At 35.1% G+C, this 13,228-nt stretch carries 10 protein-coding genes; 3 read left to right on the forward strand and 7 right to left on the reverse strand.

Features of this window, described 5'->3' with window-relative positions:
• Positions 1-51: 51 nt before the first annotated feature.
• The gene (locus FNJ88_RS05195) at positions 52-1,320 is read right to left on the reverse strand and encodes a sensor histidine kinase (protein WP_143852163.1); all 1,269 of its coding nucleotides are present in this window, start codon (positions 1,318-1,320) and stop codon (positions 52-54) included.
• Positions 1,317-1,994: a response regulator transcription factor gene (locus FNJ88_RS05200; RefSeq protein WP_143852164.1), complete on the reverse strand. Its 678-nt coding sequence runs from the start codon at positions 1,992-1,994 to the stop codon at positions 1,317-1,319. The genes FNJ88_RS05195 and FNJ88_RS05200 overlap by 4 nt, the downstream gene beginning before the upstream one ends.
• Before the next feature lie 181 nt (positions 1,995-2,175).
• Between FNJ88_RS05200 and FNJ88_RS05205 the strand changes: the two genes are divergently transcribed.
• Positions 2,176-2,586, forward strand: a complete 411-nt coding sequence (locus FNJ88_RS05205) for a PepSY-like domain-containing protein (RefSeq protein WP_185145860.1) — start codon at positions 2,176-2,178, stop codon at positions 2,584-2,586.
• Between the two features lie 108 nt (positions 2,587-2,694).
• On the opposite strand, the gene FNJ88_RS05210 is transcribed toward FNJ88_RS05205, so the two are convergent.
• Complete coding sequence (locus FNJ88_RS05210) at positions 2,695-2,943, reverse strand: zf-TFIIB domain-containing protein (RefSeq protein WP_143852166.1); 249 nt, start codon at positions 2,941-2,943, stop codon at positions 2,695-2,697.
• 268 nt (positions 2,944-3,211) lie between these two features.
• Here FNJ88_RS05210 and FNJ88_RS05215 point away from each other — a divergent pair, with 268 nt between their 5' ends.
• On the forward strand, positions 3,212-3,889 hold the full coding sequence (locus FNJ88_RS05215) for a DUF2490 domain-containing protein (RefSeq protein ID WP_143852167.1): 678 nt from the start codon (positions 3,212-3,214) through the stop codon (positions 3,887-3,889).
• Between the two features lie 74 nt (positions 3,890-3,963).
• Positions 3,964-4,479: an MgtC/SapB family protein gene (locus FNJ88_RS05220; RefSeq protein ID WP_228414573.1), complete on the forward strand. Its 516-nt coding sequence runs from the start codon at positions 3,964-3,966 to the stop codon at positions 4,477-4,479.
• A gap of 594 nt (positions 4,480-5,073) precedes the next feature.
• Here the strand turns inward: FNJ88_RS05220 and FNJ88_RS05225 are convergent.
• The 4 genes from FNJ88_RS05225 to FNJ88_RS05240 form a co-directional block, all read right to left on the reverse strand.
• Entirely contained in the window at positions 5,074-7,296 is a 2,223-nt protein-coding gene (locus FNJ88_RS05225) for a M1 family metallopeptidase (RefSeq protein ID WP_143852168.1), read from the reverse strand.
• A 76-nt stretch (positions 7,297-7,372) separates the two neighbouring features.
• The gene (locus FNJ88_RS05230; protein ID WP_143852169.1) at positions 7,373-8,254 is read right to left on the reverse strand and encodes an SDR family oxidoreductase; all 882 of its coding nucleotides are present in this window, start codon (positions 8,252-8,254) and stop codon (positions 7,373-7,375) included.
• 532 nt (positions 8,255-8,786) lie between these two features.
• Complete coding sequence (locus tag FNJ88_RS05235) at positions 8,787-11,714, reverse strand: M16 family metallopeptidase (protein ID WP_143852170.1); 2,928 nt, start codon at positions 11,712-11,714, stop codon at positions 8,787-8,789.
• A 65-nt stretch (positions 11,715-11,779) separates the two neighbouring features.
• A complete protein-coding gene (locus tag FNJ88_RS05240; RefSeq protein ID WP_143852171.1) occupies positions 11,780-13,120 on the reverse strand; it encodes a dihydroorotase in 1,341 nt (446 codons plus the stop codon).
• Positions 13,121-13,228: the final 108 nt, after the last annotated feature.

Below are 13,228 nucleotides of genomic sequence, written 5' to 3' on the forward strand. Positions count from 1 at the left end.
ATATGCGAGGCAAAACTGTAAGAATTTGGGAAAAATTTTAAAATGCAGGATTTAATTAAACTCAACCGTAAAATAATGTTGCCCATTTTGAAAATGATATTCCAAAGTAAACCCTAATTTTTCTGCGGTACTTTTGGCAATGGAAAGTCCCAAACCGGTAGAATTTGGATTATTTCCTATTTTTTGGAAACGTTCGAAGATATCTTCGTTTTGTAAGGAATCTCTTTGCGAATAGTTGCTGATCACGAAATCTTTATCGCTCAGTTTCATTGAGATTTCGCTGCCAGATTGCCCGTGAGCGATGCTGTTTTTAATCAGATTTGAAAATAAAATATAAATTAAATCCGGATTAGCATTTTTAACAGTTCTGTGTTCTGCATCAAAATTGATCTTTTGATTTTTATGATAAAGCATTTCAGAAAAATCTGAAATATTTTTTTCTATCACAACTTGTAGGTCTACTTCTACACGCATTTGAAACTGATCGTTTTCAATTTTTGATATCAGTAAAAGGGAACGGTTCAACCTCGTTAATCTTTCCAGATTTTCCAAAGTCTCTTGCAATTGTTCCGCCTGCGTTTCGGTTAATGTTTCATCTTCAAATAAAAGTTCCAGTTTATTGATCGCAATAGCCAATGGTGTTTGCAGTTCGTGACTGGCATTTTCTATAAACTGTTTTTGATTGGAATAACTTTGCTGCGTTCTGTTTAACAGTTTTTCAATACTTTTATTTAACAAAGAAAATTCTTCAATATTCGTCGCTTTATAATGAATGGGTTCATTCTTTTCGAGTTGATACACTTTTAATTGATCTAAAATTCTATAAAAAGGTTGCCACACTTTTCGCAAAAACAAATTATTTAAGAGCAAAATACTGAGGACCAAAACGGCATATAAAATGAGGGTATATTTTAATAGATTATTAATCTGATCATCTTCCTCTACCATTGAAGTAACCACGGATATTTTGTAATAATCGTCATTTTTTTTAAAGATACTTTCCAGCAAACGAACCGGCTCATAATCTTTTTCATTAACCATATACATTACAGAATCCTTGTAAATATCTTTAAAACCACGATAGTTATTATAATCAACTTTCTTTACCGTGAATAAATATTCGTCATATTGTGGTTTGTCTAAAAGTGATAGATCCTCGTTTGCACGGGCGATCAAAATCATTTTGCGGTGTTCCAAACCATCATCGATACTATCATAGATCTCATTGAACATGGCGTAATAAAAAACTACTGCCCAAATGGAAAGTAATCCCAAAAGCATAACAGAAAAATAGGTAGAAGTGTAATTAAGAAGTTTCACTTATTCTGCATTTTGTACCCAATTCCATATACCGCCTTTATTTCAATATCAGCGCTGTTAGAATCAAGTTTTTTACGTAAATTTTTTATTTGAGAATAGATGAAGTCAAAACTGTCTGCCTGATCGATGTTGTCTCCCCAAACGTGCTCTGCCAATGCATTTTTATTGACCAACCGATCTTTATTTGAGGCTAAATAAAGCAGAACATCATATTCCTTTCGGTTCAGTTCCACTTCTTTGTTTTCAATAAATAATGTTCTGTTTGAAGTATTAATCGAAATGTTTCCTATTTTCATTTCATCATGACCTTCAAATTTTTTTCTTCGTAAAACTGCTTTCACACGGGCACGAAGTTCAGCCATATGAAAAGGTTTCGGGAGATAATCATCCGCGCCAAGATCCAATCCCTGCAATTTATCATCCAAAGAATCTCTCGCAGAAACGATGATCACGCCGTCTTGTAAACCTTTCTCTTTGATAATTTTAAGAAGTTCCAGACCGTTTCCGTCGGGAAGATTGATATCCAAAAGAATACAGTCATATTCATAAACGCCGATGCGTTCTTGAGCCTGTACAAAATTGCTTGCAGTTTCAACCAAATAGCCTTCCGCCAAAAGGTTTTTAGTCATATTTTCAAGCATTTGTACTTCGTCTTCTACTATTAATATCTTCATTAAAGAATTATTTGCGATAAATATACCTATTAAAACTGTAAAGAATTGGGATTGAAGATCCTTTCTACGAAGATGTATTTAGGACTACTAGAACTCATTCCAAATTGTTTACAGATTCAAAGGCTTACTTTGTTTAAATTTAAAAAGAAAATAGTATGAAAATATTAAAAATTTTAGAATCTTGGTTTTCACCACTGGTTTTGCAAAAGCACAGGAATTAAATTCAGCTGACGTTCCCGGCAATCTGAACGATGCTTTTAAGAAAGAATATCCTAAAGCAACAAATGCAGAATGGAAAAAAGAACTGGATCATTACAAAGTTGAATTTGATCTCGATAGACGTGACCACGAAGTTTGGTACAATGCTTCCGGAAATATGCTGAAGAAAGAACAGGAAATTACTGAAGTCGAACTTCCGCAAGTCGTTCGTTCTATAATTAAATCGAAATACGCAGGCTACAGAGTCGATGATGTAGAAATGGTGTGGAAAAATAAGGTGAAAACCTACGAAGTAGAACTTGAAAAAGGACAGGACGAAAAACACATTATTTTTGATGAAAAGGGAAAAGTATTAAATGAAAGAAATCACTAATTCGTTGGTGTGACATACTAAAAACCCGCTCTAATGGCGGGGTTTTTTGTGAAACATTGATAAAAAATAGATTGAAAACCACCGTTTTTAAAATTGGCCAAAGAGCGTTTAAAAATCGAAAAGATCACTTAAAAATGACTCCTTCTTTTTCGGTCTGTAGCCAGTTTCCTGTTGATTCATATTTGTATTTTGGCGGTCATTGGAATAACTTCTCTGTTCTGTTTGTGAAGAACGCTCAATAATTTTATCCAGTTCTCCCCTGTCAAGCCAGACACCACGACAGTCCGGACAATAATCGATTTCTACGTTGCTGCGATCGGTGATCACTAAATTTACATTACAATTGGGACATTTCATATTACTGTTTTTTTTGATTTAATTATTAAAACTTTTGTAGTTCCATTTTACAGTTTATCTATAAACTTAGAGACGAAATTACCCTTGAAATCTGGAAAGATATGGGAATTTTGAAGTATTGGGATTTGAGAAAGATTACGCTGCATATTATGGTTTTCCCAATTCTTTACAGTATTGCTTTCTATTTTTGTAGGTGATTTTTTAACTGGCATTGTATGTTAACTCAATAAAATTTGAAATGATTCCCCTCTTACTTTAACACCACTATATGAAGAATTTATTTTCTATTGTTCTCGTCGCACTGGGAACTACCATTCTTTTCGGACAAAATAAGTTTAATGGATTCTATGAACCGTATATTAAGTTAGATTATGATGTAAGTAAGAATTTCTTGCAAGAGTTTATTCTTGAAGAGCGAACCATTTGGTATGATGATGAATCTTTTAAGTTTGATGTCAAGCAAATTGATCTTGCCCATTTCTCCAAATTGAAATTAAGCGATAAAAATGCAGTGGCAGTTGGAATTCAATATCGGTTTAGAGAAAATTTTGATAAAGACAAAGAAAATGAATTGAGATTTACAGAAGAATATACTTACACTACAAAACCAAAAGCGACTGAATTTGAACACCGTGTTCGAGCAGAACAGCGCATCACTTCATCAGAAACTTCTCATCGGTTTCGTTATAATTTTGCAGTCAACCGTTCTTTTAATGGAACTGAAATTAAGAAAGGCAATGCTTATATGATCGGAGATCTGGAAACGCTGCTGACCGTAGCCAAAACCAGCAAACCCGAATATGAACAAAGAATCGGAGCGGGAGTAGGTTGGGTTTTGTCTGATCTGATGAAAATTGAACTGGTCACAGAATATAGATTGAGTGACTTTACGCAAAATTTGGTGCACGAATTATATTTTGTAACAGGGCTAAAAATAAGTCTTTAGGGATACAAAGTTTATATAACGAACACATTTTCAAACCCATATTTTTAACCTTTGTAAATTAAAAGCCAAAACAAATGATGATTTCTATTCTATTTTTAACTTCCATACAAACCACAGAACAGCTTTTAACACGAGTTGGAGACCAACCCGATTTAAGCTTTAATTTTGATTTTCTTTTCAAAATTCTTTTGGCAATTGGAGCCGGACTTTTGATAGGAGTTGAACGGGAATTTAAGGGAAAAGATGCAGGCTTAAAAACCAACATGCTGGTTTCTGTAGGCTCCTGTGTCTTTGTTTTTTTATCGCTGCAGTTTCAGGGAGGGGAATCTTTTGATCCGACACGTGTTTTAAGTCAGGTCGTAACGGGAATTGGTTTTTTGGGTGCAGGGGTAATCTTAAAAAAGGGTGCAAATGTACAGGGCCTTACCACGGCTGCTACGGTTTGGTGTAGCGCTGCGGCGGGATGTATCGCTGCATTTTACCTGGTTATGGATTTATTATTATTTACGGGCACCGTAGTTTTTGTTAATATGATCTTCGGTTACGTCGGAAAAAAAATTACACCAGATGATACATCTCCTCCTGAATAATTTCCCGAGAAATAATTAAATTTTCTATTTTTAAAATTTCACAAAATGCTGTATAATAGGCAATAACATTGAGGAGCAGAAAAGTTTTTTGAAAACATCGTATGTGTTATAAACCCGCATTATATATCAGCACATCTTAAACAAATACAGTAGATTTTAGCTGTTATTAAATGTTTTTTTATAAATCACCTTTTACAATAACACGCATAATTAATTATTTAAAAAAAATTCAAAAATTTTGCATTATAGCACAACCAAAATAAAACAATCATTTAGTCCCCGTTTCCAAAATCGGGGACTAAATTAGGTATTGTTCAGAGTGTTTTATAGATATGCAGTGTTGTTTCAATTATTGTAAAGCATTAAATATCAGTAAAATAGTTGTGTATGATGGTGTAGTGATGTTTAACTTTAATCCCTGTGGGTCTACAAATTAAGGTTAAACGCTCTGATAATTCAGAGCGTTTTTATTTTGTTAGAATCTAAGTGTAAACGATAGAAATCAATCCTCACTCATAGCTTGTAAGTTTATAAAAAACGTTCTACAAAACTGGTTTGCAGAACGTCTTACAATTATTAGGAAGTAATTCCTATTTAGTCCTTCGTGAAGGTGAATTTTTGACCACCTTGATTAAGAATAAAGCTTTTCTTATCCTTTGCAAATTCAAACTCAATCCCTGCCATTTCGAAACTGAACTTATCAGACCCTTCATAATCTAAAGGAAAACTATTTTGTTCACCAGCTTTTGCAGTTAGTTTACCATTTTCTTCTTTAGTGACAATCTTAATTGGAATTTGTTTGCTTGAGAAAGTCCCGGTATAATCGCCTAGATTAATTTTCTCTACAATTACCCCTTCCATTTTAAAGGTATTATTCTTAACATTAGCATCGGGCAAGGTTCCTTTTGGATCAAGTTGTACAGAAGTAATTTCTTTGGTAGTCGGGGCTTCAAAAGACCATTCTGCATTTCTCTTCCAAACCTCCACTGGAAGTTTCATATTTTGCACCGTTCCGTCTTTGAATTTTATTTCTAAATCTACCGGCATTGGCATTTGGCCTATATTTTCAATTTTAATGATAGAACCTTTTTTAAAATCACCATTTACATATTTCACATTCGTTACCGCTTGATCAATTTTCCATTTATTTAAAAACCAACCTCTCCAAAACCAATTCAGTTCCTCTCCAGAAACATTTTCCATTGTTCTGAAGAAATCATCTGGTGTAGGGTGTTTAAATGCCCATCTCTCGATATATTCCCGTAAAGCTTTATCAAAACGCTCTTCCCCTAAAATATTTTCCCGCAACATGGTTAAACCCGCTCCTGGTTTGTAATATCCTAAAAACCCTAAGTTTCTTTCTTTTAAATTATCAGGTGCGGTAACTACGGGCTCCATAGAATCACTATTAAATGCTCCCGCCATTCTTTGTAAAGACTGAGGTTTATAATACTCTCCTTTATTAAAATCTTTGTCAGATACTGAGTTGATAAAAGTATTAAAACCCTCATCCATCCATGCATACAGTCTTTCGTTGGAACCAACAATCATCGGAAACCAGTTGTGACCAAATTCATGATCTGTTACTCCCCATAAACTAGCACCTTTAGAATTCATATGGCAGAAAACAATTCCGGGATATTCCATACCACCTTCGTTTCCGGCAACATTTACTGCCGCAGGATACGTGTACTCATACCATCTTTTTGAGTAATGCTCAATGGAGGATTTCACATATTCAGTCGATCTTCCCCAAGCTGCACTCCCTTCACTTTCTACTGGATAAGCAGAAATTGCTAAAGACTTCTTACCACTTGGCAAATTAATTTTAGCCGCATCTAAGATGAACGCAGACGATGAAGCCCAAGCAAAATCTCTTGTATTTTCAATTTTAAATTTCCATGTTTTGGTCCCGGAACTACTTTTCGGCGCAGCACTAACTTCCGCAGCAGAGCGAATCATTACCGTGCTTTCACTATTTTTTGCCTGATCCCACTTTTTATTTTGATCATTCGTATACATTTCTTTGGAATTCAATAATTCACCCGAAGCAACAACATAATGGCTAGCAGGAACAGTTAGATTTGCAGTAATATCTCCATATTCAAGATAAAACTCTCCGGCTCCTAAATAAGGAAGAGTGTTCCATCCCATTTGATCATCATAAACACACATTCTTGGAAACCATTGAGCAATAGTAAATATTTTTCCATTTTTTGTATCCTCAACACCCATTCTATCGGAACCGTATTTTGGGGAAACAAATGAATAATTAATTATAAATTTCACTACTCCACCTTTTGCCTTCAAATCCTGAGGAAGATCAATCTGCATTCTGGTATCGGAAACTGTGTAGGTAGGATTAACTTTTACTTTTTTACCATTTGCGGAAAGAATTTCAACAGATTTAATCGTGTAACCACCATCGAACTCCTGGCCTTTGGCGCCATTTCTACTTCCGCCCATTGGGATTACGGCATTTCCACGTGAATTCTTTTTGAATAAATTCTGATCCAACTGTAACCAAAGAAAACCTAGATTATCATAACTGTTATTAGTATAAGTAATTTCAGCAGAACCCGAAATTTCGTTTTGAGCTTCATTTAAAGTAGCATTCAATACATAATCTGCACTGTTTTGCCAATAATTGTGTCCTGGCTGACCACTTGCTGATCTGGTTTCTGTCGCATTATTTTGGTAAAAATAGGGCTTGAATGCATCCGTATAGCTATACTTTGGCGCGTCGGTTTGTGCAGATACATTAAGAGATACTGCAACAGCCAGCAATAAGGCAGGTTTAAAGAATTTCAAATTCATAGGATCGTTTTATAATAAGTATAAAAAAAACCCAATATTGTTACAAATATTGAGTTTTTAATTTTATTCTTTTGAATTAGTTAGACTTCTTTGCCTTGATCATTGTTTCAAGCATATCCCACATTTCCTGAGGAATTTCCTCTAACATATTGAATTCTCCTGCTCCCTGAAGCCATTCTCCACCATCGATAGTGACCACTTCCCCATTCATGTAAGCAGAATAATCAGAAACTAAATATGCTGCGAGATTGGCAAGTTCCTGATGCTCTCCCACTCTTCTTAAGGGAACTTTCTTTCTCATATCAAATTTTTCCGCTAAATCTCCAGGCAACAATCTCTCCCAAGCTCCTTTGGTTGGGAATGGTCCTGGCGCGATCGCATTGAAACGAATGCCATACTTCGCCCACTCTACTGCTAAACTTCTGGTCATTGCCAATACGCCAGCTTTTGCACAGGCAGATGGCACGACATAGGCAGAACCAGTCCAAGCGTAAGTTGTTACGATATTCAAAACTGTTCCGGGGATTTTATTCTCGATCCAATATTTCCCGATCGAAAGCGTACAGTTTTTGGTTCCTTTCAACACGATATCTAAAATAGAGTCAAAAGCTGAATGGGTTAACCGTTCGGTAGGTGCAATGAAATTACCTGCAGCATTATTCAAAAGAATATCAATCTTCCCGAATTCTTTTACTGCGGCGTCTTTCATGGCTTCAACTTCCTCCCAATTTCTAACATCACATTGAACACACAAAACCTTTCCACCTGTCTCATCTTCGAGTTCTTTTGCGGTAGTTTTTAATTTTTCTAAATTTCGTGAAGTGATGACCACGTTTGCACCTAACTGAAGAAAATATTTCGTCATGGCTTTTCCAAGTCCGCTTCCGCCACCTGTTACAACGGCTACTTTATCTTTTAATGCATCATCTTTGAGCATTGGTTGAGTGTACATATTCATATTTTATTCTTTTTGTAAATTTAAGAGAAATAAGTTTCTGAAAGTTACGAACAATTATGCAGGGAATAAAAAACGATAATGGACCGATTGGATGATGTGGTGATAAGGTGATTTGAGAATGGTTTCAAAATATTACTTTAACACCAACACATTTAAAGGGTAAATTGAAATTTTGTGTATAAAGTACCTGCAATGATTCTTTTGCAAATTTAAAACGGATTGGAATATCCAAATTATGCGAAATGCCTAATGGTGAATTTTATGGCCAATATTGGGTATTAAACACTCAAAATTTAGGTAAGAAACAAATTTTCTTTTTAATAAAAGTTTTGGAAACCAGTGCGGATTGCGCCCCGACTTGAACGGAAATCCTTTTTTGTAACGAGCATCGAGGAGCAAAAAAGATTGGGAGTGGAAGGCGGAAATGTGCGCCCAAATAAATTGCAACTCAATTTTTATATCCTTCAAAAAAAGGGATTAAAAAAACTGCTCTTAATTAGGAGCAGTTTAATGGTTTTAGAAATTTTAGAATTTAGTATCCGAAAAGCTCTTCTAAAGAAATTTTCTTCACTTCACCCAATTTCTGCATGTCTTTCATCGAAACTTTTTTCTCCGATGCTACGATTGCATATGTGTATGGCTTTTTTGAAAAATTATTCTGATGGAAATTCTTTAAATCCTGCATCGTGATTTTATCCACAGAATTGTAAATATCCTTCCGAGGATCCTGAGACAATCCTAATTCTTTCGCCGCCAAGTAATTGAAAATAATATTATCCTGTGTAATTCGCTCGGTTTGAATATCTTTTTTAACCTGGGTCTTCGCTAAATTTAAGTTCTCATCTAAATGTGGCATCGTCGTTAAAAGTTCATTCATCGCAGTAGTAGCGTCATTAAATTTATCTGCCTGACTACCAACGTAGCTTACCATATAATATTCCTGATCTTTTTTCTGAGGCTGCACATAAACACCATAAGTACTGTAAGCCAAAGCTTTGCTTTCTCTGATGGTTTGAAAAATAATAGAACCCATTCCGCCTCCAAAATAATTATTGAATACTTTTACTACCGTGTTCTTATCGGCGTTATATTTCTCTGTATTTCTAATCCAACGGGTTTCTGCCTGGACCATGTCGTAATCTGTAAACAATACCTGATTTTTATTCTGAGGAATTTGCTTGAAAACCTTTTCCGGCGGTGCAACTGCAAATTTTGCCGGAAATTGATGCATCTCTTTCAACTTTATATCTAACTCTTTCAATGAAGCAGGACCATAGTAAATTACAGTTTGTTCGTAGTTATTAAGATTTTTAATCCTCTTCACCAATTCCGCAGATGTCGTAGCTTCCAATGCTGCATTGCTTAAAACATTGTTAAATTTATTATCCTGTCCGTACAATGCATAATTGGTAAGACCTTGCATAATGGCACCTTTATTAGCTTTTGCATCTTTTCTGGCTTTTGCAATTCTTTCTTTCAAACTTTTTAAAGCAGCATCATCCGCTTTTACATTTTGAATTAAGTCTTCATATAATTGGACTGCCTTTTCAAAATTCTCCTGTAACCCTTCAATAGATACCGTAGTATATTCTTCTCCAGCAGAAATATTAAAATTACATGCAATTTTATAGAATGCTTTAGAGATTTCTTCTGCAGACATTTTATCCGTTCCTAAAAACTGGAGATATTGTGAGGCCAGTGGCTGTTTTAAATCATTTAATGAACCGATTTTGTACCGGTATTTTAAACGAAAAATCTGATTTTCGGTATTTGGAACGTATAGCACTTCCGCTTTTCCTAATTTCGATTTTTGAATATCCTTATTATAGTCTAAAAACACTGCTGCAGAAGCAGTATTCGGCATATCCCCAACCATTTTCACAAATGCAGATTGTTTATCCGCATTGGTTTCTACTGGTGTAATCTGCGGTTTTTCAATTTTCAGTGTTCCTTCAGATTCTCCTTTTCTTTTTAAAACAGCAACGTAGTTATCACCTAAATATTTATTGGCGAAATTTACGATATCCGTTTTTGAAACTTTAGACAGATCATTTACATAAGCTACCTGATCTCTCCAGTTTAATTCTGAAGTGAAAGCGTCCATCAACGAACTTGCTCTGTTGCTGTAATTCTCGGATTCGTAAATCTTATTCTTTTTGATATTATTGATGATAGAAGTAATTAAATCTTCATCAAAATTTCCTTTTTTAAGATTATCTATTTCTCCTAAAACCAAAGCCTTTACTTCTTCTAAACTCTGGCCATTGGTAGGTGCGGCACTTAAATACAAAATACCGTGATCAATGAGCGTATAAGTAAATGCTGAGGCACGCAACAATTTTTGCTTTTTAACTAGATTTAAATCCAGCAAACCAGCTTTTCCATTCGTTAAAATCTGACCTACTAAATCAGCAATCAGAACATCTTTGTCTTTATTTCCGGGCAATCTGTAACCAATGGTTACATTTTCTGCATCAGGACCCGTAATCTCTTTTACAATTGGTGCTGTAATAGCATCTTCCTGTGCAAAGGCATATTTTGCAACAGGTTTCGTTTTCATATACGAAAATGCTTTATCTACTTTTCCTATTACGACATCTGGATTAAAATCTCCTGATAAAATTACCGCCATATTGTTAGGCACATAATAGTTATTGAAATATTTACGGATTTCAACCAATGAAGGGTTTTTCAGATCTTCTACTGTCCCGATCGTGGTCTGTTGTCCGTAATTGTGTTTTTTAAACAGTTGTGCAAAAAGCTCTTCAAAGACTTTGTCACCGTCATCATCTAAAGTTCTGTTTTTCTCTTCATAAACTGCTTCCAACTCGGTGTGGAATATCCGTAGAATAGGATTTCTAAATCGTTCTCCCTGAACGGTCAAATATTTATCCAGAGAACTGCTTGGTACATCGTCTGTATAAACAGTCTGCTCAAAACTTGTAAAAGCATTGGTACCTTGAGCTCCCATAGAAGCCATCATTTTGTCATATTCATTGGCAATGGCAAATTTACTTGCAACACCAGATACTGAATCAATCTTTTTATAGATTGCTTTTCTTTTTGTTTCGTCTTTGGTTTTATTATATTGCTCATAAAGACCATCAATAATATCTAATTGAGGTTTTTCTTTCGCCCAGTCCAGCGAGCCATATTTATCGGTTCCTTTGAAAACCATATGTTCCAGGTAATGTGCGAGGCCGGTATTTGTTCGCGGATCTGTTTTACTTCCTGCTTTCACAGCTATATAAGCTTGAATTCTAGGATCTTTCTTGGTAGGACTCAAAATAACTGTCAAACCATTTTTCAAAGTGTAAAATCTTGCACTCATCGGATCATTGGTCACATACTTATAGGTGTATCCATTTCCGGAGGCTTCTTTCCACTGAAACTGATTCTGCGCAAATACTTGCAAAGAAATCAGTAAAGCGACAATCGCTAAAGGTATTTTTTTAAACATAGATGATTATTTTATAATGAATTAGACGCAATTTATGTCAAAACGTTTCACAATATTTGATTTTTTTAATAATTTCGATCGAAAAGCAGACGTTCGCCGTGTTTTTCTTCGGAAACTTTCCCGTCTGCAAAGGCTAAAAAGCCGTTTACAAACGTATGGCTGATTTTAGAATGAAATTCTGTCCCTTCAAATGGACTCCAACCACATTTGTAGAGAACATTTTCTTTGCTGACCGTGTAACTTTCTTTTAAATCGATTAAAACCAAATCTGCTTTGTATCCTTCTCTAATATATCCCCGCTTTTCAATTTGAAAAAGAGTTGCAGGGTTATGACACATTTTTTCCACAATTTTCTCTAAAGAGATTTTTTCATTTCTAAAATTTTCCAGCATTACATTTAAAGCATGTTGCACGAGCGGACCTCCAGACGGCGCTTTTAAATAATTTTGAGATTTCTCTTCTAAAGTATGGGGCGCGTGATCAGTTGCGATGACATCAATTCGGTCATCCAGCAAAGCTTCCCATAATCCGTCTTTATCTTTTTGAGTTTTTACGGCAGGATTCCATTTGATGAAATTTCCTTTGGTTTTATAATCTTCATCGGTAAAAGTAAGGTGATGAACACAAACTTCAGCGGTGATCATTTTCTCCTTTAAGGGAATATCATTTCTAAAAAGCTCCATTTCTTTTGCCGTTGATAAATGGAAAACGTGTAATCTCGCACCCGTTTTCTTTGCCAGTTCAATTGCTTTTGAGGAAGAAATATAACATGCATCTTCGCTCCTGATCAGATGATGACACTCCACAGGAATATCATCACCATATTCTTCTTTAAAGGTTTCGGTATTTTTCCGGATGGTTGCTTCATCTTCGCAATGAACTGCGATCAGCATTTTGGTACTGCAGAAAATCTTTTCTAAAGTTTCTGGATTATCGACGAGCATATTTCCGGTGGAAGATCCTAGAAACAATTTTATTCCGGCGACGTTTCTTGGATTGGTTTTTAGAACTTCTTCCAAATTATCATTTGTTCCACCCATCAAAAAAGAATAATTGGCGAATGATTTCCCGGCGGCAATTTTATATTTTTCTTCTAATAATTCTTGGGTAACTGCATTTGGAACCGTATTGGGCTGTTCCATAAAACTTGTAATTCCACCTGCAATTGCAGCTCTTGATTCACTTTCGATATCTCCTTTCCAGGTTAAACCCGGTTCGCGAAAATGGACTTGATCATCAATAATCCCTGGCAGCAGATATTTCCCGGTTCCATCAATAGTTTGGTCTACATTTTCTTCAGATAAATTTTTTGAAATTTTAGAAATCAGATCATTTTCTATAAGTAGATCACTTTCGAAAATTTGGTTTTCATTGACTATTTTAACGTTTTTAATTAGGATTCTCATTTATGCTTTTCTATTTATTCAGTGTAAATTTAGGAAATTCAACGGAAGTCTAAGTTAAATTTGCATTAAAAAAACGTTTCAAAATCCATAAAACATTCATTGATTTTA

Origin of the sequence: Chryseobacterium sp. SNU WT5 (assembly GCF_007362475.1) — a bacterium.
Lineage (GTDB): Bacteria > Bacteroidota > Bacteroidia > Flavobacteriales > Weeksellaceae > Kaistella.